The organism is Ignavibacteriota bacterium, assembly GCA_016707525.1.
In the GTDB taxonomy this organism is placed as follows: Bacteria; Bacteroidota; Ignavibacteria; order UBA10030; family UBA6906; genus JAGDMK01.
Window position 1 is genome coordinate 278,181 of record JADJHP010000006.1, and the last position, 22,297, is coordinate 300,477.

12 protein-coding genes are annotated in these 22,297 nt (G+C 62.2%); 11 read left to right on the top strand and 1 reads right to left on the bottom strand.

What is annotated here, in order from left to right:
- Window positions 1-132 precede the first annotated feature (132 nt).
- The 4 genes from recC to IPI01_11640 all read left to right on the top strand — a co-directional run bounded on the left by recC (window position 133) and on the right by IPI01_11640 (window position 9,431).
- Window positions 133-3,522: an exodeoxyribonuclease V subunit gamma gene (recC, locus tag IPI01_11625; protein ID MBK7258427.1), complete on the top strand. Its 3,390-nt coding sequence runs from the start codon at window positions 133-135 to the stop codon at window positions 3,520-3,522.
- A 6-nt stretch (window positions 3,523-3,528) separates the two neighbouring features.
- The gene (locus IPI01_11630; GenBank protein MBK7258428.1) at window positions 3,529-6,870 is read left to right on the top strand and encodes a UvrD-helicase domain-containing protein; all 3,342 of its coding nucleotides are present in this window, start codon (window positions 3,529-3,531) and stop codon (window positions 6,868-6,870) included.
- Window positions 6,867-8,621, top strand: coding sequence for an exodeoxyribonuclease V subunit alpha (gene recD, locus IPI01_11635; protein MBK7258429.1), 1,755 nt, complete (start codon window positions 6,867-6,869; stop codon window positions 8,619-8,621). The genes IPI01_11630 and recD overlap by 4 nt, the downstream gene beginning before the upstream one ends.
- A gap of 135 nt (window positions 8,622-8,756) precedes the next feature.
- Window positions 8,757-9,431, top strand: a complete 675-nt coding sequence (locus IPI01_11640) for a phosphoribosylanthranilate isomerase (GenBank protein MBK7258430.1) — start codon at window positions 8,757-8,759, stop codon at window positions 9,429-9,431.
- Between the two features lie 265 nt (window positions 9,432-9,696).
- Here the strand turns inward: IPI01_11640 and IPI01_11645 are convergent, their stop codons facing one another.
- Window positions 9,697-10,797 (bottom strand): hypothetical protein, encoded by a 1,101-nt coding sequence (locus tag IPI01_11645; protein MBK7258431.1) that lies wholly within the window; start codon window positions 10,795-10,797, stop codon window positions 9,697-9,699.
- A 100-nt stretch (window positions 10,798-10,897) separates the two neighbouring features.
- Between IPI01_11645 and IPI01_11650 the strand changes: the two genes are divergently transcribed.
- The 7 genes from IPI01_11650 to IPI01_11680 all read left to right on the top strand — a co-directional run bounded on the left by IPI01_11650 (window position 10,898) and on the right by IPI01_11680 (window position 22,261).
- A complete protein-coding gene (locus IPI01_11650) occupies window positions 10,898-12,166 on the top strand; it encodes a mannanase (protein MBK7258432.1) in 1,269 nt (422 codons plus the stop codon).
- Between the two features lie 130 nt (window positions 12,167-12,296).
- Window positions 12,297-14,222 (top strand): oligoendopeptidase F, encoded by a 1,926-nt coding sequence (gene pepF / locus IPI01_11655; protein MBK7258433.1) that lies wholly within the window; start codon window positions 12,297-12,299, stop codon window positions 14,220-14,222.
- Between the two features lie 178 nt (window positions 14,223-14,400).
- Entirely contained in the window at window positions 14,401-16,350 is a 1,950-nt protein-coding gene (locus IPI01_11660; GenBank protein MBK7258434.1) for a choice-of-anchor D domain-containing protein, read from the top strand.
- Between the two features lie 117 nt (window positions 16,351-16,467).
- On the top strand, window positions 16,468-17,439 hold the full coding sequence (locus IPI01_11665; GenBank protein ID MBK7258435.1) for a GDP-mannose 4,6-dehydratase: 972 nt from the start codon (window positions 16,468-16,470) through the stop codon (window positions 17,437-17,439).
- 305 nt (window positions 17,440-17,744) lie between these two features.
- Entirely contained in the window at window positions 17,745-19,790 is a 2,046-nt protein-coding gene (locus IPI01_11670; protein MBK7258436.1) for a polysaccharide biosynthesis protein, read from the top strand.
- A gap of 140 nt (window positions 19,791-19,930) precedes the next feature.
- Window positions 19,931-20,947, top strand: coding sequence for a UDP-glucose--hexose-1-phosphate uridylyltransferase (locus IPI01_11675; GenBank protein ID MBK7258437.1), 1,017 nt, complete (start codon window positions 19,931-19,933; stop codon window positions 20,945-20,947).
- 15 nt (window positions 20,948-20,962) lie between these two features.
- Window positions 20,963-22,261: a galactokinase gene (locus IPI01_11680; protein ID MBK7258438.1), complete on the top strand. Its 1,299-nt coding sequence runs from the start codon at window positions 20,963-20,965 to the stop codon at window positions 22,259-22,261.
- Window positions 22,262-22,297: the final 36 nt, after the last annotated feature.

Consider the following 22,297-nt stretch of genomic DNA (forward strand, 5'->3'; position numbering starts at 1 on the left):
ATCCATGTGCAATTGTATCATCCGGTGAGATGCAACCGGAGGGCAGGTTCCGTATCTTCTCCATGCTGTTTCCTTGTAACTCAGCGGGCTGTTCGCTACTTTCGAATACACAGAACAGGATGCATACCGGCGGTGATGAAGAATCCCGGACTCCATATCGTACAATCGAACAGGCTGGAGAACCTCGCGGAACGGTTCGCAGGCATGCTCGTGGACGAGCCGTTGCCCGACCCGCTCCGCCCGGAGCGCGTGGTTGTGCATGACCGGACCGTCGGTGAATGGCTCGACCTGATGCTCGCCCGGACGCGCGGGGTCTCCGCCAACGTCATGTACCGGAGCCCGGGACAGTTCATCTGGGACCTGTACCGTTCGGCCGGCCTCACGACCTCGCGCCGATCCGTCTATGATGTGGAAGTCCTTCAGTGGCACATCCTCCGTTTGCTGGAGGATGAGTCGTTCAGGGCCGGCTTTGCGCCCTTGCGGAGCTACCTTGACGGGGGGGGTACCGAGCGGCGGTTCGACCTGGCCGGCCGGCTCGCGGAACTCTACAATCGGTATCTCGTTTATCGCATGGACTGGCTCCATTCGTGGGAGCGGGGCGAGAAGCGTAACCTGGGCCCCGACGAGCCATGGCAGGCAAGCCTCTGGCGCCGGTTGACGCAGGAATTGCACGAACCTCACCGCGCATCTCTGTTCACGATATTCCTCGAGGGGATCGGATCCGGCACCGTGCGGGGCCTGCCCGACAGGCTGAGCGTGTTCGGGATCAGCTCGCTCTCGCCCGCGTATGTGAAGATCCTCCAGGCCCTCGGGCAGTGCATGCCGGTGTATGTCTATCTGCTCAACCCTTCGCGCGAGAAGTGGGACGACATCGCCGACGAACGGTATCGTTCCCAGGTGGACCTGCAGTACTCCGCGGAGCTGATGCACATCGACGTGCCGCATGCGCTTCTGGGTTCACTGGGGAAACAAGGGCGCGACTTCATCCGGTTCGCGGTGGATGCCGAAGGCGAAGGGAGCGGCGTGGATGGCTGCTTCGAGGACCCCGGAACCGGCACACTCCTTCATGCGCTGCAGTCCGGCATCCTCCGGCTTTCGGAGGAGCATATCACATGCAGTGCCCCCGATACGTCGTTCACGATCCACTCGTGCCATTCGCGCATGCGTGAGGTCGAGGTCCTGCGCGACCAATTGCTGGCGATGCTGGACCAGGACCATACGCTTCGCGCGTCGGATATCCTGGTGCTTGCCCCGGACATCGATCTCTATGCTCCCTATTGCGAGGCGGTCTTCGGACGCAAAGGGGATGGGGATGCCGTGCGGCCTGCCGCCACCCTGCCGGTGGATATCGCGGAACGGAAGACCGGACAGATCGATGTCATCGTCGATCTCTGGTCGCGCCTGCTCGCGCTGCCTCTTTCCCGTTTCGATGCCGATCTCATTCTTGATCTCCTCCGCCTGGATCCCGTGAGCGATGCGTTCGGGATCAGTGGGGGCGATGCCGGTACGATCAGCGGGTGGGTCGAGGGTGCGGGCATCCGCTGGGGGTTGGACGGCGAGCAGAAGAAGCAGTGGGGCCTGCCTCCCTCGGACCAGTTCACCTGGGAGTGGGGCCTGCAGCGGATGGTGCTCGGCGTGGCGTTCCCACGGGACCTGACCGGCACGGGGTCTCCGTTGTATGGCGGACTGCTGCCGTACGATCAGATCGAAGGCCAGCAGGTAGAACTTCTGGATAGATTCCTTGCGTACCTCGAAGCGCTCCGCGCGTGGGTCGGGGACCTCCACACTGCGCGCCCGATGGCCGCCTGGGAACCGGTGCTGGGCGCATGGCTCGACCGCTTTACCGGCGATGCACGTGAGTACATGGAAAGCAGGGAGATGGTCCGCGAGCTCCTCGATCATGTTGTCTCCGCCGCCGGTGATGCCGGCTATACGGGCACGGTCGATCAGGGAACGTTGCGACTCCTCTTCGCGGGGATCGATGCCGGCTCCCAACCGGGCGCCCGCTTCCTCGGTGGCGGCATTACCTTCGCTTCCATGAAACCCATGCGCCCCCTGCCGTACCGCGTCATCGCGCTGCTGGGGATGGGCGACGGAGAATTTCCGAGAACCGTCAAGCCCCCGAGTTTCGATCTGATGCAGACATGGTACCGCTATGGCGACAGGTCGGGCAGGCTGGACGACCGGTATCTCTTCCTGGAGCTCCTGCTGTCGGCGCGCGACCGGTTCCTTGCGACGTATGTGGGGGAGGATATCCGTTCGGGCAAGCCGAAGGCCATGTCCCCGGTGCTCTCGGAGGTCATGGAGTTCATCGGCAGGATCGCGTTCGACCGACCTGATGAAGCGGGGCATGACCGTGTCGCCGAAGCCCTGCGCTCGGTCGCCGTGGTGCATCCCCTCCAGGCGTTCTCCCGGCGGTACTTCGACGGGTCCGATCCGCGGTTGTTCAGTTACGCATCCGACGCCTCCATGATCGCGGGCGAAGCGGGCAACGGCAGGGAGACAGGCCACAACATCTTTCCGGTCCCGCTCGAGAAGCCCGGCGAGGAGTTCTATCGCGTGCGCCTTGACGATCTCTGCAGGTTCTTCGCCAATCCCGCATCGTTCCTCATCCGGAAACGGCTTGGTGCCTACTACCGGGATGCGGAGGATGGGATCGAGGCCGTTGAGCCGTTGACGATCGGGAACATTGAAACGCGCGCAGTGTTCAGGGCGCTGTACGAACAGATGCCGAAGCGCGCATTGGATGAAGACGCGATCTTTGCGCTGCTGCAGGCCGGAGGAGAACTGCCCGTTGGCGTCGCTGCGGAGTACGGGTTCAGGAATGTCATGGAGACCGTCCGGCCGTTCGTTGAAGCATACCGGGCGCTTCTCGATACACCGCGAATGCCCGGGATCGCCACGGTACGGACATTCGGCCCATGGACCCTCGAGATCGATCATGCGTGGGTGACGCACGATGGCATGTTCGCCGTCAAACCGGGGAATGTCCACGAGAAGGATTTCGTCTCGTTCTGGATCCGCTTCCTCGCGGTCTCCCTGGTCCATCCCTCCATTGCTCCCTCAGCAGTGAAGGGGACGTATCTCGGGATCAATGCACGATGCGACTTCCGGCCGCAGAAGGATGCGGCGACGTTGCTCGGTCGGCTGCTCGATGCCTACGGTGAAGGATTGAAACGCCCGCTTCCTTTCTTTCCGAAAAAGGCATGGGAGTTCATCTCTGCGACACAGGCGGACGAAGAGAAACCGGCGGCGCCAGCGAACAAGGATGCAAAGCGAAGCACAAAGAAGAGTGCAAAGAAGGACCCTGACGAGAAGCTGGAAGAGATGCGCTCCCAATGGGACGACCCCGATTCCTTCGCCCGCTTCGATGAGTCGGACGATCCGTACATCTCCCGGTCGTTCCTGTCGGGAGCGGATGCCATCACAGAGGAGTTCCGTGATCTTGCCGAACTGATCATGGGGCGGATCGCCGCGGGGATGGAGAGGGTCGATCTCGTGAAGAAGAAAAGGGGGAAGTGACGGGCCATGGCATTTGAACTCATCGAAGCGAGCGCGGGGACAGGCAAGACCTACTCGATCACGAGCAGGTACCTGTTCTTGCTGCTTGACGGTGGCCTTGCCGTGGACCAGATCCTTGTGGTCACGTTCACCGAAGCGGCGACGGCGGAGTTGCGCGACCGTATCCGCGTGCGCATCCGTGAGGTCCGCGACCTGCTCGACGCCGGGCGCCTTGCCTCGCTGGAGGATGCGACGCTCCGCAGGGCACTCGAAAAACTGATCCGTATTCCCGGCGCGCGTGAGAAGGCGGTGAAGCGCCTCACGAATGCGATCATCTCCTTCGATGAAGCCGCGATCTTCACGATCCATGGGTTCTGCACCCGCGTCCTCCGCGAGCAGGCGTTCGCGACGGGGATGGATTTCTCCGCGGAAGTGCTCACGGACGACCTCCCGTTGCTTGAATCGGTGGTCGCCGACTTTGCGCGCTCGTACCTCGGCGCGCTTTCGACCGAGGAGTTCGGGTGGTGTGTGGAGCACGGGCCGATGTTCGGCGGGGCGAAGGAGAACGACTGGCGGGTCACCGGGCGCTTGCTCACCCCGAAGGACCTCAGTGTCCTTCACGCCATCATCAGCGATCCTCTCCTGGAGATCGTGCCGGAAGAGAGCTCTCTTGAGCGTGCCCGGGCCATGAAGGATCCCGTGGCGGTGGCTCTCGCGGTAGCACATGCCCTCATCACCTATGCACGCACCGGACTTGCCGGGCGGAAGCGCGATCTGCGCGTCATGTCCTTTGGCGACATGCTCGTGAACGTGCGCAACGCGCTGGCCGCGCCGGGCGGGGAGCGTCTGGCGGATGCGCTTCGTACGGCATACCCTGCGGCACTGATCGACGAATTCCAGGATACCGATCCCCTGCAGTTCGAGATCATCCAGCGTATTTATGAAAAGAGTGACTGCCCGGTGGTGTTCGTGGGTGACCCGAAACAGGCCATCTATTCGTTCCGGGGTGGCGATATCCATACGTACTTCCATGCCACATCCTCCATCACGCGGGGAAACCGGACATCGCTCTCGGTGAACTACCGGTCGGCAAAACCCCTGGTGGCGGCCGTCTCCCAGGTATTCACGGCGACGGAAAAGGATACGCCGTTCTCCGACAATGGCATGACCACGTTCCCGGAGGTCGAGGCGCACCATGAAAAGGGGAAGGCGCCGCGCACCATCCATGATGCGGAGCCCAGGGGGGCACTGCATTGGCTCCTGCTGCCGGAACAGCCCGAGAAGAAGGAAGGCGGGTGGATGTGGGGGAAAGGAGAGGCGCAGGTCGCCGCTGTGAGGGCTGTGGTCGGGGAGATCAGCGGACTGATAGCACGCAGCGGGGACGATCAGGCAGCGCTTCGTCCGAGCGATATCGCCGTCCTCGTCCGCTCCAATCTGCAGGCGAAGATCGTTCAGGGGGCATTGCAGGATGCCGGGGTCCCATGCATCGTCAAGACCCTCGACAGTGTCTACCGTTCCGTGGCCGCCGGTGAGCTTCTCACGCTCCTCCGTGCGGTCGCGAACCCCGGGCACGACGCGGATGTCACAGCCGCACTCCTCACACCGTCGCTCGGCTATACCGGTGTCGAAGTCGCCGCCATGAAGCAGGATGCGGCTGCCTATGCGGCGATCGCCGGACGGCTGATCGCGTTGCGCACCATCTGGGAAGGTTCCCAGAACGGGTTCATGCGGATGGCGACCGCATTGATCCATGGGCCCGGACTCGCACAGGGTGGCCGGTCTGTTGCCACGCGCCTTCTGATCTACGCCGATGCGGAACGCCGCATCACCGATCTTCTCCATCTCGTGGAACTTCTGCACCAGGAAAGCATTCTGCACCCCGGACATGATCATATCGTCCATTGGCTGGAGCAGCAGATCGCGGAAACGGAAGAGGAACATGAGGAGTCCAGCATCCGCCTCGAAAGCGACGCCGAACGGGTCCAGATCGTCACGGTGCATCTGAGCAAGGGCCTTGAATATCCGGTCGTGTTCTGCCCCTTCACCTACGATGGGAAAGCGTTCAGAGAGTCCGAAGAGAAGGTGGTCTTCTTCCATCGCGCTATGCCCGGAACAGGGAAGAAGAAAACGGGGACGTCCGTTCTGACGGCGGATATCGGGTCACCGGAGAGGAGCCAGCATTTCGAACGACGGGTGGAGGAGGCCCGGTCGGAGAGTATCCGGCACCTGTATGTGGCGATGACCCGTGCGCGGCAACGGTGCTATGTGGTGTGGGGACATGTGAACAATATGGAGGACGCGGCGCTCTCGTATCTGCTCTTCAAGGAAGCGGACCGCGAACGGAATGTGTTGAAGGCTGCCGGCCATCGCGGGGTTCTCGCCCCGGTGATGCGCCTGGTGAAGGGGTCGAAAGGGGCCATGCGCAGTTCGATGATCTCCCTTTCGCCAGCAGCGGGCGGGGAACTCCCTGCACCGGCGGTGCCATCCGTGAAGCTCGTCCCCCGCGAGTTCAGGCGCCCTCCCGTGAGGCAGGCGTGGTCCTACGCGAGTTACACATCGCTCACGAGCGACTGGATGCGTTCGGGGAAGGACACGGATGCGACAGTGACCGCACCGTATGCGAAACCGGAAGGGAATACGATCTTTGCCTTTCCCTCCGGGGCGCGGACGGGAAAGGCATGGCACGCGTTCTTCGAGCACCTGAATTTCCAATCCGATGATGCAACGGTGCGGGATGCCGTCGACCACATGCTGGCACGGTACGGGTTCGATGCCGCTTTCGGCGATGCCATGGCAGGGATGGTGCGGACCGCACTGGACACGCCGCTCGGCCCCGCAGGCATCCGTCTGGCTTCCGTTGAGGCGGCCGCATGCGTGCAGGAGTTGGATTTTGTGTTCGGCTGCAACCGGTTCCAGACCGCTGCGTTCCGCGCGCTCCTGGCGGACCCGGAAGCCGGGTTGCCCTCGGAGTTCGCGCGCGCGGCAGCATTGCTGCGTGACCGCGACATGCAGGGGTTCATGATCGGTACGATCGATCTTCTCCTCCGTCACGATGGGCGCTACTATATCGTCGATTATAAATCGAACAACCTCGGCGCGACACCGGACCGCTACGACCCGTCCTTGTTGCCGGGTGTGCTGGCAAAGGAGCACTACTATCTTCAGTTCCTTCTCTATAGTATAGCCGTGCACCGGTATCTGCGCACGCGCATCCCGGACTATGCGTATGAGAAGCACTTCGGCGGCGTGTTGTATCTGTTCCTGCGGGGGATGCAGCCCGGCACACAGCATGGCGTGTTCTTCCACCGGCCTTCCGCGGGACTGATCCAGGCCCTTGAATCGCGCCTGTTCGGGAAGGAGGTGGCGTGATGGAGCATGTAGGAAAGAAGCTTGGCGGCCTCCTGGCTGTGCGTGCCGGCCGCGGAAAAGAAGAACTTGAAGCAGCGGTGTGTGCGGTCCTGTCGGGATTGGCCGAGGGACATGTGTGCGTTGATGTCCATCACGATGAGCGACTCCGTGCGGCGCTTCCGCTGCTCCAGGAACTCCGCGGGGTCGTGGGGGCGCCCGGTGAACCGGCCCCGCTGATGCTCGATGAAGGCCGTTTGTATCTGGGCCGCTATTGGCAGTACGAGCAGACCGTTGCGGCCACGCTGCGGCACCTCGCTGCGCCCGTTCAGCCGATGCCGGATGCCGGTGTCCTGGCCGCGCACCTCCGCACACTGTTCCCGGGCGACGCGCTGAAGAGCGAACACGCATTCGCTGCGCTCGGCGCTGCGGTGCGTAACCTGGCCGTGATCTCGGGTGGGCCCGGCACCGGCAAGACCACCACGGTGTCGCGGATACTGGCGCTCAAGCTTCTGTTGCAGCCGGAGGGAGCGCCGTATACGATCCGCCTTGCGGCGCCGACCGGGAAAGCGGCGGACAGGCTTCGTGAGTCGATCGCCTCCGCGAAGTCGCAGATGACGATACCTCGCGCGATCCTCGAGAGGATCCCGGAAGAAGCGTCCACGATCCACCGCCTGCTCGGTATCAGGGATGCATCCGGCAGGCCGCAGCGTTCCGCGGAAGATCCGATCGCGGCGGACCTGATCGTCCTGGATGAGGCTTCGATGATCGACCTCTCGCTGATGGCGAAGGTGATGGCGGCCCTCAGACCCGGGGCGGGGCTGATCCTGCTGGGCGACAAGGACCAATTGGATGCCGTGCAGCCGGGGAGTGTCTTCGGGGAATTGTGCGCAGAACCCTTGTATTCATTGGGCCTTTTGAGGCTTGCGGAAACCGTCCAGGGCGTTCGACGGATGGACACGGCGGGATCCGGCGAGGGCCTGCAGGATGCGCTGTTCCGTTTGACACGGAGTTTCCGGTTCCGCGAGGAGGCGGGCATCGGATCGTTCGCACGCGCCGTGAATGCCGGTGACGAGGCCGGTGCAGTGAAGATCCTCCAGAACGACACCACCGGAGAGTTGCAGTGGACCGGCGGCGACGGCACCGCCGGCACCATGTTTCCCGCAGATGCCGTTGCACGATGGCTCCGTCCATACTTCGACAGCATCCTGCACGGAGGAACGGAAGAGGAGTGCCTGCGGCGGTTCGGACTCTTCCGGCTGCTCACGCCGCTGCGTGAAGGACCGGGGAGTGTCGACGACCTCAACGACCGCGTCGAGCAGTGGTTGAAGAAGGAAGGCCTGATCGCTGATGCAGGCGGTTGGTATCCGGGGAAACCGGTGATGATCACGGCGAACAACTACACGCTCGGTCTGTACAACGGCGATGTTGGCGTGACGATGCCGGATGCCGATGGCAATCTTCGTATCGTCTTCGCGGGAACCGGTGGCGCATTCCGGACCTACGCGCCGTCACGTATTCCCGCGTACGACCGCGCGTACGCAACAACGGTCCACAAGAGCCAGGGTTCCGAGTTCGATGAGGTGCTGCTGCTTCTGCCCGTGACGGAGAGTCCGGTGGTGACGCGCAATCTGCTCTATACCGCGGTGACGCGTGCACGTCACCGGTGCATCGTGCAGGGGAGCGAAGAGGCTGTGCGTGCAGGCACGCGCAGCCGCCCGCAGAAGATGTCCGGACTCGCCCGTGCTCTGGAACGGGGGGGTGAATCCGGTTGATGGTGGGCCATACGATGGTGAACACCGGGCCCCGGCAAGACGAGCCGGGGCCCGTCCATATCCGGGCCGTCTCGCGAAAGCATGTTTTTCTCAGTACATTGGAGGTCACCGAACACAACGGAAGGAGATGACGTCATGGAGCGTGTCCGTTTCCCCCGCGTGAAAGTGTGTTGCATCATGGGTCACGAGGAAGCCACGCTGGCGGTCGCTGCAGGCGCTGATGCGCTCGGACTGGTGAGCGCAATGCCGAGTGGGCCGGGCCCGATCGCCGACGAGCTCATCGCCGCGATCGCCGGGCGCGTGCCGCCGGCCGTTGCGACATTCGTTCTCACCAGCCGGCGATCCGTGCAGGGCATTGTGGACCAATGGCGTATGGTGCGCACAAGCACGATCCAGATCGTGGACACGCTGACCGAAGGAACGCACGAAGAATTGCGTGGATCCCTGCCCGGTGTGAAGCTGGTGCAGGTCATTCATGTTACCGGTCCCGACGCGGTGGAGGACGCGATCCGGGTCGCGCCCCATGTGGATGCGGTGCTTCTGGATTCCGGGCGGCCGTTGGCGGCGGTGAAGGAACTGGGTGGTACGGGGAGGCAGCACGATTGGTCGATCAGCCGGGCGATCCGCGAGGCGATAGGCGTTCCACTCTTCCTGGCAGGCGGCCTGCACGCGGGGAACGTCAGGGAGGCGATCTCCCAGGTTGGCCCCTTCGGCATCGATGTGTGCAGTGGTGTCCGTTCGAACGGGCGACTGGATGTAAGGAAGCTTTCAGCATTCATGGAAGAGATACGTTCGAGCTCTTCCAATTGAACCTGGAGAAGACCTACCGGTCAGATTAGGAATAATACATATTACGTATTATGTATGATGTAATATTTTCTTTGTCTCGTGATTCCTCCTGGATAGATATCTATCAGCTTTCAGGACACTGCGGGCGGGATGATCAAAGAGGAGCGGAGGCTGACTATAAATGCATCAATATTGAGTAAATTGACCCGAAAATTGTCATTTTGTGACTAATTCTGGTCCATTTTGCCTCATTTCAATGAACATCAATACGACAACAGGCGCATACTCAAGTACCATTATCCACGGATCGATCCCCCAGATGCCCGAAATGAGGTATTCTACCATGGTCAGCGATGTCAGGCTGGCCAGAGCCAGAAGGGAGATGCCGGACCAGGCATAGGTCAGACAGGAGAAGAAGCAACACGCTCCGGTATGCGGTCACCGGGAGCGATAACCGCTGCCAGGCAACGGCCAGCAGCGAGGCCGACAGGATGATCCCGCAGATCAACCGGGCAGACAGATTGTCTTTCGTGAAGGCGAATGCGGCCTCGAAGAACGCTCCATTGTAATACCAGTTCCGCCCGAAGGCCACGATCCCCGCGAGGGGATCCGACGTCCAGAAATACGGTATGAACTGAACAACGACGATGGACAGCGGAACCACGATCACCATCATCCGCTCGCGCCATGTGCGCACGGCGAGGAAGAGCCCGGGCAAGAGTACAAGGGCCACAGGTTTGATCGCCAGGGAGAGTCCGAACATGATCAGGGAAGACGTCCGCCGGCCCCCGGCCCAGAACACGAGGCCCAGGAGGAAGAGCGGCAGCCCGAGCCCATCAATATGGGCGTCGAGCGCGAACATGAAGACCGGCAGCGGGCAGAGTGCATAGAGCAGGATGTACTGTCGGGGAAGTTCATAGGCACGAAGAGCCCGGGCGAGCACGAACAGCGTCAGGCATTCGGCGATGAACAGCAGCACCTTGAGTCCGAGGATGTTCTCTCCGGCGGCCTCCCACGCGAGCAGGAAGAACCACTGGGTCAGCGGGAAGTACGGTGTGCGAAACGACGGATTGTTGACCCGGGCCGGAAGGTCGGCGGAGTGCAGGTGTGCAAGCGCGCTGTCGGCCGGTGCGTACGCATACGGATCCATCCCGGCGGATTGGACATGCCCGTCCCACAGATAGCGCTCGATGTCATCCGAGCCGATCGGGTGTACCGGCAGGAGGGCGGCGCGCACAGCGATGCCCACCCCGATGAGCACCAGCACCGCGGTCCGCGGGAACGTCCACCTGCGCATCACGAGCGCGAAAAGAACGTACAGCACGGATGCGGTGATGAAGACGGAGCTGTAGATGCCGATCGGTGTGCTTGAAAAAAGTGGCTGCATGGTGAGCAGTATACAGCTTCGGCAGACAAGAATCCAGCGGGGGTGGCGCACGTACGCGCCATGATGCACCACACGAGCGTGACCGGGAGGTGGATGAACAGTGAGCGATGATTTCATTCGTGTCGAAGGGATGCAGCTCATCCTTCATGATGCGCCCTGCCTGGTCGCCGGCACCAATATGTGGTTCGGCGCGTATCTCGGTGCGGCGGGGCCTGGAGGTCAGCGTGCCCGCCTCGTCCGCGAACTCGACCTGCTGCGCGAACACGGCATCACGAATGTACGCATCATGGCATCGAGCGAAGCCTCCATCCTGCCCGCGGCCGTTCGTCCTCCGATCCAGCGTGCGCCGGGTGATGTTGACGAGGATCTGCTGTGTGGCCTCGACTTCCTCCTTGCGGCACTCGGTGAGCGCGGCATGCATGCGGTGTTGTATCTGACGAACTTCTGGGACTGGTCGGGCGGGATGTCGTCGTACAACGCATGGACCGATGGAGGTGCCGTGCCCGCGATCCCGGACCCGGCCAGAGGGTGGGAGGCCCTCGTTGGGTACACGGCGACATTTTACGCGAACAGTGCGGCGAACGAGCTGTACCGTGCGCAGATCCATCGTCTCGTCACACGCACCAACTCGATCACGGGGCGCGTGTATCGTGACGAACCTGCGATCATGGCGTGGCAGCTGGCGAATGAGCCACGCCCCGGGCTGTACGGGGCGCGTGGAGAGAAGAATCTCCCGGCGTTCTTCTCGTGGCTCGGAGAGACCGCTGCGTTCATCCACGCGATCGATCCGAACCATCTGGTCTCGACCGGAAGTGAGGGGACGGAAGGATGTCTTGGCTCCGACGAGCACTACATCACGGCGCACGCCGATGCCCACATCGACTATCTCACGTTCCATCTCTGGCCGTACAACTGGCGATGGTTCGATCCCTCGCGGCCGGATGCGACGCTGCCTGGGACACGAGAGCGCAGCAGCGCGTACGTGCAACGGCACGGTGCGCTTGCCCGCCGGCTCGGCAAACCGATCGTGCTCGAAGAGTTCGGGCTCCCACGCGACCGGGGCGCAGTTGCAGCGGGGACGCCCACGGTCGCCCGCGACGGGTTCTTCTCTTTTATATCCGATCTCCTGCTCGGGGAGATGCGGTCCGGTTCACCCCTTGCAGGGTCGAATTTCTGGACCTGGGGGGGCGAGGGCCATACGCCACCGGTCGGCGCAACGGAGGGAACCGACGCAAGCGCACCGGGCGATCCACCGCATGAGCCTCAGGGGCTCAATTCGGTGTACGATACCGATATTTCCACCCTTACCGTTGTCCGGGGCCATGCACGGTTCCTTGAGGAACTCCGCCGGTCACGAATGACCGCCTGAGGCAGAAAATGGCGAATGTGAATGAAAATGAGCCTTTCCTGGTGCATTTCGTCGCAATGCCCTTGCAGATAGGGAGCACTATCCGGATATTGCATAAACATTTCGTACTCCAACCTTGATGGGAGATCCTATGTCATTCCGTTCCACTACCGTGCTGTCTGCCATACTGCTTTTCGTGCTGACGACGGGCGTCTCTACCGCTGCCGCCGGGGACAAGAAGGTCCCGGACTTTTCGAACAAGGCCCGCTCGGAGGTCCCGGTGGAGTATACATGGCGGATCGAGGACCTCTATCCGAACATGGATGCATGGAACGCGGACCGCGTGGCCGTGCGCGGATTGATGGCGCAGCTGGATGAGCGCGCGCGCGACTGGACCGCCTCTTCGCAGCGCTTCCGTTCCCTCTATCAGCTCGCCGACTCCATCAATCTCATCGGAAACCGCCTGTACTCGTACGCGAGCCATCAGAGCAACGTGGACATGTCCAATACCACCTACCGCAGCATGCAGGGTGAGCTGCAGACCATGTTCGCCGAGTTCGGTGCGCGCATGGCGTTCCGGAACGACGACATCCTCCGGATGGATGAGAAGAAGCTCCGCGGGTTCTTCGCGGATGACCCGGCGATGGCGAAGTACCGCTTCCGTGTGGAGGAGGTCCTCCGTGCACGCAAGCATGTTCTCCCGAAGGATCAGCAGAGCATCGTCACCATGACCGGCCTGTTCTCCGGCGCAACCCAGGAAGCGGCGGATGTGCTCAATAACGTCGAACTCCCGCCGGCCAGCATCACGCTTTCCGACGGTACGCCGCTCACGTTGAACATCTCGGGCTACATGCGGCACAGGGGATCGGCGAACCGCGCCGACCGCTCCCTGGTGATGCATACGTTCTGGGAGAACCACAAGAAGTTCGAGAACACGCTCGCCTCGATGCTCGACGGCGGGATCAAGACGCATCTGTTCACGGCGCGCACGGCGCACTACACCAGTTGCCTCCATGCCCGCCTCTTCGACGACAATATCGATACCACGGTGTACACGCAATTGATCGCCGCCGTGCGCTCCAACCTCGGCCCGCTGCACCGTTTGCTCCGCCTGCGTCAGCGTCTGCTCGGGCTGGATACGCTGACCTACGACGACATCTATGCCTCCGCGGTGAAGTCGGTGGACAAGCAGTATTCCTATGATGAAGCCCGCGGCATCATCACCGCGTCCACCGCACCTCTCGGTCCGGACTATGCAGGAGGGCTGAAGCGTGCCTTCGCCGACCGCTGGATCGATATCTATCCGAACAAGGGCAAGCAGCTCGGTGCGTACTCGGGCGGCGTGTACGGGAACCATCCGTTCGTCAAGATGAACTTCAACGGCGACTATGACGATGTGTCGACCCTGGCCCACGAGCTCGGCCACGCGATGCATTCCTACTTTTCCAATGCGGCACAGGACTTCGGCAATGCGGGCTATCCGACCTTTCTTGCCGAGATCGCGTCAACGTTCAACGAGCATCTGCTGATCGAGCAGATGATGAAGACGGAGACCGACGACCTCGTCAAGCTGTCGATCCTGGATGCCTACCTCGATCAGGTGCGCGGAACGATCTACCGGCAGACCCTCTTCGCGGAATTCGAACTGGCGATGCACCGCCGGGTCGAAGAGGGGAAGACGCTCACGGCCGACTGGCTGACGGAGGAGTACCTTGCATTGACGCGCGCATACTACGGGCACGATGCGGGCGTGATGCGCGTCGATGACTACATCGGCAACGAGTGGAGCCAGGTTCCGCACTTCTACCTGAACTTCTATGTGTTCCAGTACAGCACGGGCATGATCGCATCGCTGGCGCTCAGCGACAAGGTGCTGCACGGCGGCAAGCAGGACCTCGACCGTTACCTGACGATGCTCAAGTCGGGGGGAAGCGATTCTCCGCTTGTGCTGCTCCGGAACGCGGGCGTGGACATGACCTCACCGGCGCCGGGCCAGGCCGCCCTCAAACGCTTCGACACGCTTGTCGGCGAGATGGAGAAGATCGTCACACGGCTCAAGGCACAGGGCCGCATCTGACCCTGCCCTGCGCGGTATGGGTGGTGTGCCGGCATCTCTGACGATGCAGGATCCCCCCGGAGAGGAACTCCCGGGGGGATTCGCTTTTCGTCGTTTCACAGGCTGACCGGCGGTCTTTCCTGTTGACTCTTCGCGTGTTCTCCCCGTATCATAGAGAGTGCCCCGCCGGGGCACCTCGATGGATTCCCTGTTCCCCGATCTGTTCGCTATGAACGTGCGCCGTTTCTTTCTTGTCAGTTGTTGTGTGGTGTGGTGGTGGGCCCCGGGTGGTATGGCGCAAGAGCAGCGGCCGTCCACCGAAGGCGGGCAGCCAGTGCGTCCGCGGCTGCTTGCCCCGCTGCCGGGAGCGGGACCCACCCGGACCTCTCCACGCTTTGCATGGTCGGCCGTACCCGACGCTCCCGGATACCTCCTTCAGATCAGCACGGATTCGTCGTTCGCCTCGTGTCTCGTCAGTGATACGCTCGGCACGGATACGACGGTCCAACTCCACCGCGCTTTTGCACCGTTGCAGGCTTTCGCCTGGCGCATCGGCGTTGCCGATGCAGCCGGCGGGTATCGCTTCTCGGATACCTCCTGGTGCGTTACCGGAACCGTCCCGCGCGCGCGGCAGGTCACCATTGCCGACTCAAGGCGCGATGAACCGAATACAGCGGTGACCGTTCTCCGGAACGACAATGCGTATCCGGTGACGATCGATTCTGCCCTTGTTCATCCCCGCATGTCCGTGCTGATGCGCATGCCCCTGGTCATCGGTGCCGGGGACAGCCTGGTGGTGCATCTGAACTACCGGCCCCGGGCATTCGGGGAAGAGTCCGACACCCTGTGGATGAGAGGTGAGGAAGGGGTGACGGGAGTGCCGTTCCGTGCCCGGTGCTCTCCGCCGGTCCTTGCCGCGCGGTTCTCGCAGATCACCCTCGGGCCATGCGCCGTGAGCGATTCGGCAGCGGCGACACTGGAGTTCACCAACGCGGGCCCGTTCAACAAGCTCACGGTGCGCCGGGTGCGGACCCGCACGCAGTTCTTCAGCGCGTCATTCCTTCCGGTGCGCAGGCTGGAGCCGGGCGAGGTCCTCCGCGTTCCCGTCAAGTTTCACGTGCGGGCGTTCAAGGCCGATGCCTTCGGGACGTACACCGACACCTGCCTGGTGGAGAGTGATGGTGGTGAAGGGAGAGTGGTGCTGCGTGGCGAATCCCCCTCGCCCCGCGCCTGGGTCGAACCGCAGGTGCTGAGTTTCGGGGATGTCGCGTCGGGGGATACCGCCATCGCCGTCCTCCGTCTCTTGAACCGCTCGGTCAACGATCTCCGGATCGATTCCATCGGGACCCGGACGCGGTCTGTGCGGCCACTTGTCTCGAGGGGACGGATCGGCAGGACCGACACGCTCCTGGTGCCCTTCCGGTTCGTTGCCGGGAAGTATGGCACATTCATGGACACGGTGTCGGTGGCCAACAATTCCTGGTGGGGTGCGTTGCGTGTGCCGGTGATCGCACGGATCCCGTTGCCCGTGCTCGAGACCGGTGCAGACCGTGTTGATTTCGGGACGGTCAAGAAGAGCGATACGGCCGGTGTCGTGATCAGGATAGCGAACAGTTCCATCAGTCCGCTCCGTGTGGATTCCATCCGGACGCGAACGAAGGCCTTCCGGTTCAACCGTCCGCCGTTGCCGGCGACCGTCAGGAAGGGTGACACGCTCTCGTTCACCCTGTACTTCTTTCCCGACAGCGTCAGGTTCTTCTCCGACACGTTGGTGATCGGGAGCAGCGCTGTGGGGAGTCCGCGGAAGATCATTCTGACCGGGAACGGATCTCCTCCCGGGGGGAACGGTGGGGCAACGGCGACGGCGGGACAGTTCGAGTTGTACCAGAACTTCCCCAATCCGTTCCGGGGGACGACCACGTTCCGCTACGTGCTCCCTGAACCCGGGCATGTGCGCCTGGAGATCTTCACCACGCTGGGCCAGGAGGTGGCCGTGCTCGTGGATGGTGAGCAGGATGCGGGATTCCACAACGTCACGTGGACCGCAACGGTCACGTCGGGCGTGTACTATTTCCGTCTCGTGGCCACGCCGAGAAGCGATCAGAGCCGTCAGTATAAAGGCACGCGCAAGATGGTGGTGATGCGGTAGACCCGGGGGTCGCTCGCATGGCATGCTGCAGGCAGGGAGGCCATTTGCTTTTGAAGGGTTGCCTCTCTACATTCTCAAGCCTCTATTTCCGTCGTGTCAACATCAGGGAGAACGACAGTGTCCACGTATCTTGTCACGGGTGCAGCGGGGTTCATTGCATCCGTCGTCTGCGAAAAGCTCATCGAAGCCGGCCACACCATCGTGGGGTTGGACAACCTCAATGATGCCTATGATGTCCGTCTCAAAGAATGGCGGTTGCAGCGCCTTCGTGCGTTGGACCGTTTCACATTCGTCCAGGGTGATATCAACGATCGCGTCGCCGTTCGCCCGGTGTTCGAAAAGGGAGTGGAGGGGGTGTACAATCTTGCGGCGCGGGCAGGTGTCCGGCAGTCGGTGGAGAATCCCTGGGTCTACATGGACACGAACATGAAGGGAACGGTCACGCTCCTGGAATTCTGCCGCGAATTCGGCGTGAAGAATTTCCTGATGGCGTCGACGTCGAGTTTGTACGGAGCCCACAACCCCCAGCCGTTCCGCGAGGATGCGGATACCAACAAGCCATTGTCGCCCTATGCTGCATCGAAAAAGGGTGCCGAGACCGCATGTTTCACCTACCATCATTTGTATGGACTCCATGTGACCATCCCGCGCTACTTCACGGTCTATGGGCCGGCGGGGAGGCCTGATATGAGCCTCTTCCGTTTCGTGCAATGGATCGTGGAAGGGCGGCCGGTCGCCATCAATGGTGATGGCTCCCAGTCGCGGGACTTCACGTTCGTTGAGGATATAGCGCGGGGGACGATCGCCGGATTCGGGAAGCCGGGATACACGATCGTCAATCTGGGTTCGGATACGCCGATCGTATTGAAGGACACCATCACCCTGATCGAGCGCCTCACCGGCAAGAACGCCATCCTCGAATATCACCCGCTTCATGCGGCGGACGTGATGGCGACGTGGGCAGACATCGGGCGGGCTCGTTCGCTCCTGGGTTGGGAGCCGCGTGTCACGTTCGAAGAGGGGGTGACCCGGTTGGTCGACTGGTATATGGCGAACCGGAAGTGGGCTTCGCAGGTGGTCACAGATTGATGCATGAGCTCCGGGAGCCCGCATTCTGGCGGGCTCTTTGCTGTACAGGGGTTTTCGCTGCGGGAACCCTTGTTTCATTTCTTACGCTCCAACCGCACTAAATTCCCCAATTTCACCCGATTTTCTTCACTTTTCCTCCCTTTCATCGTGGCACGCTTTTCGCGAGACACCGTCTCACAACTGTACGTAAGCTCCCATCCTCGCTTTCCGGCACGGGCCATTGGTCCGGCCGGGAGTGCACCATTGTCTCCGACTGCCCGGCAATGGGCGGGATCGAGAGCGCACATTCTGGAGGCTGGATCGCGATGGATCATTCAATGCATGGTACGACACCTGAATTGCCGATGGAGGCCCTGAAGCGGATGCTTCACGGTCTGACCCATCTCCGCAACCGGTATCTCATCGGCATTGACACGCTGGGGCTTGTCCTCAGTCCGGCACTGGCATTTCTGCTGCGCACGGAATCGACGGACCAGTTCGCGACCCATTGGCATGCGATCGTCGGGTACACGCTCCTCATGGTCCTCATGAGGTGGGTCGTGTTCTATCGTGTGGGGCTGTACAAAGCGCTGTGGGCGTATGCGAGTGTCCAGGAATTGCTGCTCGTGGTACGTGCTGTTACCCTCACCGGGTTGCTGGAGATCATGCTGTTCTTCATGGTCATGGGATTCTCAGGGAACTTCGGCAACGGATTCCCCCGGTCGATCCCTTTGCTCAGTGCATTGCTGACCGCCTTCCATGTGACGGGTGTGCGGTTCTCCATCCGTGTCATCTTCGCGCTTGTCAGCCGCCGGGAATTCCAATCGGTGAAGTCGAAGCCTGTCCTGATCGCCGGTGCGGGTACGGGAGGCATCGCTGTTGCACGGGAACTGCAACGCAATCTCCATCTCGGACTGGTACCGATCGGCTTCGTGGATGACGATCCGAAGAAATGCACCAAGATGATCTGCGGCGTCCCGGTGTTCGGACTGTTCAGTGATATTCCGTGGGTTGCACAGCGGCACAATATCAAAGAGGTCATCATCGCGATGCCGGCTGCCTCGGGGCAGGTCATACGCCGTGTGGTGCAGATCTGCAAGGAGGCGGGGGTTCCGAGCAAGATCACGCCCGGACTGTTCGATATCCTGCGTGGTGCTGCGCGGGTGGTGAATGTCCGCGAGATCCAGCTGGAGGATCTCCTCCGGCGGGAGGTCCTGGAATCGAATCCGGAGACGGTCCGTGCTGCTGTTGGCGGTGCGCGGGTGCTGGTGACGGGGGCGGGCGGGTCGATCGGGAGCGAGATCGTGCGTCAGTTGAAGAACTTCCGGCCTGCAGAGCTCATCCTGCTCGGGCATGGCGAGACGTCGATCTTCCACATGATGAAGGAGCTGGAAGAGCATCCGGTCCCGGGCATGGTGGTCACACCGGTGATCGCCGATGTGCGGGACCTGGAGCGGATGCAGCAGGTCTTTTTCAAACACCGGCCGCAGATCATCTTCCATGCAGCGGCGCACAAGCATGTCTGGCTGATGGAGCAGAATCTTCCTGATGCCATCACGAACAATGTGATGGGGACCCGCGTTCTGGTGACCCTGGCCGAGAAGTTCGGTGTCCGGCGGTTCGTGATGATCTCGAGCGACAAGGCGGTGAATCCGACGAGCGTCATGGGCGTCACCAAGCGCATCGCGGAACTGATCGTGCAGGATGCCGCGAACCGGACGGGACGCGGGTTCGTGACCGTGCGGTTCGGGAACGTCCTGGGAAGCCGCGGGAGCGTTGTTCCCATCTTCAAGCACCAGATCGATATGGGGGGACCGGTCACGGTGACGCATCCGGATGTGACGCGTTATTTCATGACGATCCCGGAAGCCGTTCATCTCGTCCTGCAGGCGGGCTCCATGGGATCCGGGGGTGAGATGTTCGTGCTCGACATGGGTGAGCAGTTGAAGGTGGTGGATATCGCGCGCGACGTCATACGTCTGAGCGGGTACACGGAATCGGAGATCGGGATCGAGTTCACCGGATTGAAACCCGGCGAGAAGATGTATGAGGAGTTGTTCTACGAGACGGATGATACAGAGGCAACAGCGCACCCGATGATCACGGTCTCCCGCCACAATTTTGCGGCAGAGTACGGGTCGATCGGGACGGGGACGGCATCGAGTCCGTACGAGACGGGATTGAGCATCGATGTGGACACGCTGATCGAAGCTGCGGCCCAGGGCAACCTGGAGTCGGCGCACGCGATCATCCAGCGGATCGTTCCCCAGTATACGCCGGCGACGGAATACGTCGCGGAGCAGGTGGAGGGCACAGCGATCCATCCCGTGCTGCGTCCGGTCAATGCCCCGGGCATCGCGGTGAACGGCTGAGCGCCGCCGTCGCCGCATCTTGACATTTGCGGATTCCCTCCGTACGTTGAGCCACGTGAAACGCAGTGAACCCGGCATCGCCGGGTTTCATTGTGTCCGCTATGTTAGCGCTAACATCCCGCACCATCCTTCAGGGTCTCATGCTCCATCCGCACCGTCGACGCAACCCCCTCACCGGCGAGTGGGTCCTGGTCTCCCCCCAGCGCACCCAACGCCCATGGCAGGGAGGACAGGAGGCACTTCCTCCGGCCTCACTCCCGCACCACGACCCGGCATGCTATCTGTGCCCGGGGAATACACGCGCGGGCGGTGCGTCGAATCCGGAGTATACGTCGACCTTCGTCTTCACCAACGACTATCCTGCATTGCTCCCGGAGGCTTCCGGAGAGGTCTGGAAGGACAGCCCTCTCCTCACCGGCGAAGAGGTCACCGGCACCTCACGCGTCGTCTGCTTCTCGCCGCGCCACGATCAGACATTCGCTGACCTGCCCGTGGAAGGGATCCGGGCCGTGATCGATACCTGGGCGGCCGAGACCGCCGCACTCGGCGAACGCTACCGATGGGTCCAGGTCTTCGAGAATAAAGGTGCGGTGATGGGGTGCTCGAACACGCACCCGCACGGACAGATCTGGGCGGGATCGTCCCTGCCGAATGAACCTGCGAAAGAAGATCGCGAGCAACATGCGTACCTCAGGGAACGCGGCGCGGTCCTCCTTCTGGACTATGTGGAGCTGGAGATCGCTCGCGGAGAACGCATCGTCGCCATGAACGACCGCTGGGTTGCCCTTGTCCCGTTCTGGGCCGTGTGGCCGTTCGAACTGCTGATCCTCCCGCGCACGCACCTCCGGCGATTGCCTGAGTGCACCGACGCCGACAGGGAGAGACTCGCTGCCCTGCTCTCCCTGGTCCTGCGCGGCTACGACCGCCTCTTCTCCGTGTCCTTCCCGTATACCATGGGCTGGCACGGCGCACCGTTCATGACGGAGGAGACGGCGCACTGGCAGCTGCATGCACATATCTATCCCCCGTTGTTGCGCTCCGCCTCCGTCAAGAAGTTCATGGTGGGGTATGAGATGCTTGCCGAGCCGCAACAAAACCTCACGGCAGAGTCCGCCGCCGGCGTGCTCCGCTCGCTCTGTACACCAACCGGCCGCTAGCGAAGGATCGTTCGAATGTCACACGCAGAAAAGCCGCTGCAGGGTGGGCCCTCCGTCCACGATGCTGCGTTCGTCCACTATCTCGAGGACCTCTATCCGGGCAAGGCCGATGCTGCCCGCACCCGGTACGGGGCGCTGGAGCGGCAATTTGTCAACGCCTATGACGTCGCGCCTGTGCTCTATGCAAGCGCACCGGGACGCGTCGAGGTGGGAGGCAATCACACCGATCATAATCATGGCCGTGTGCTCGCGGCAGCGATCGACCTGGATGCCATCGCCGCGGCGGCCCCCACGGCGGATGGCATGATCACGGTCACGTCGGAGGGATACCAGCATCCCGTGAGTGTCCGGTGTGATGAGACCGCGGCGAAGAAGGATGAATCCGGCACCACGCAGTCGCTGGTCCGGGGGATCGTAGCGCGGTTCAAAGAGAAAGGCTATCGCACCGGCGGATTCCGCGCACATATCACCAGCCAGGTCGCGCCGGGATCGGGGCTGAGTTCTTCGGCTGCCGTGGAGGTGCTGATCGGCACCATCCTCAATGGGCTCTTCAATGACGGAGCCATCGCACCCGAAGAGATCGCGGCCATCGGACAGTTTGCGGAGAACGTGTACTTTGGCAAGCCATGCGGGTTGATGGACCAGACAGCCTCCGCGGTGGGGGGGATCGTGACGATCGACTTCCGCGACCCCGGAAAGCCGGAGATCCAGCAGCTCAAGAGGTCGTTCGGGGAGTTTGGACTCCAGGTGCTGGTCATTCATACCGGCGGGAGCCATGCAGACCTCACCCCGGAATATGCTGCAGTACCGGCAGAGATGAAGGCTGTTGCGCAGGCCCTCGGTGGGAGGGTCTGCCGCGACATCGCGGATGAGCAGGCGCTGGTAGCGGCACTCCCCGGGCTCCGGGCGGTTGCGGGCGACCGTGCGGTGCTGCGCGCGATCCATTTCCTGCGTGAGACCGCGCGGGTGGAAGAGCAGGTGCGTGCGCTCGAAGGCGGCGACATCGCGGGATTCCTTGCCGGTGTCATCGCCTCCGGCCGGTCCTCCGCGCTCTGGTTGCAGAACTGTTATCCCTCTTCCGCTCCGACGGAACAGGGGATCATGCTTGCACTTGCGCTCACCGAACAGTATCCTGGAGTGGCGCAGCGTGGCGGGTGGCGGGTGCATGGGGGCGGGTTCGCCGGGACCATGCTTGCGATCCTTCCCGGAGATCTCGTGCCGGGGTACCGTGCGGCGATGGAAGCGGTGTTCGGGGCGGGAAGCGTTGCGGTGCTGACGGCCCGACAGGCCGGCGCCGTGTGGTTCAGACTTTAAAGCAACACACACTAGATCAACGATCACATCACTTGA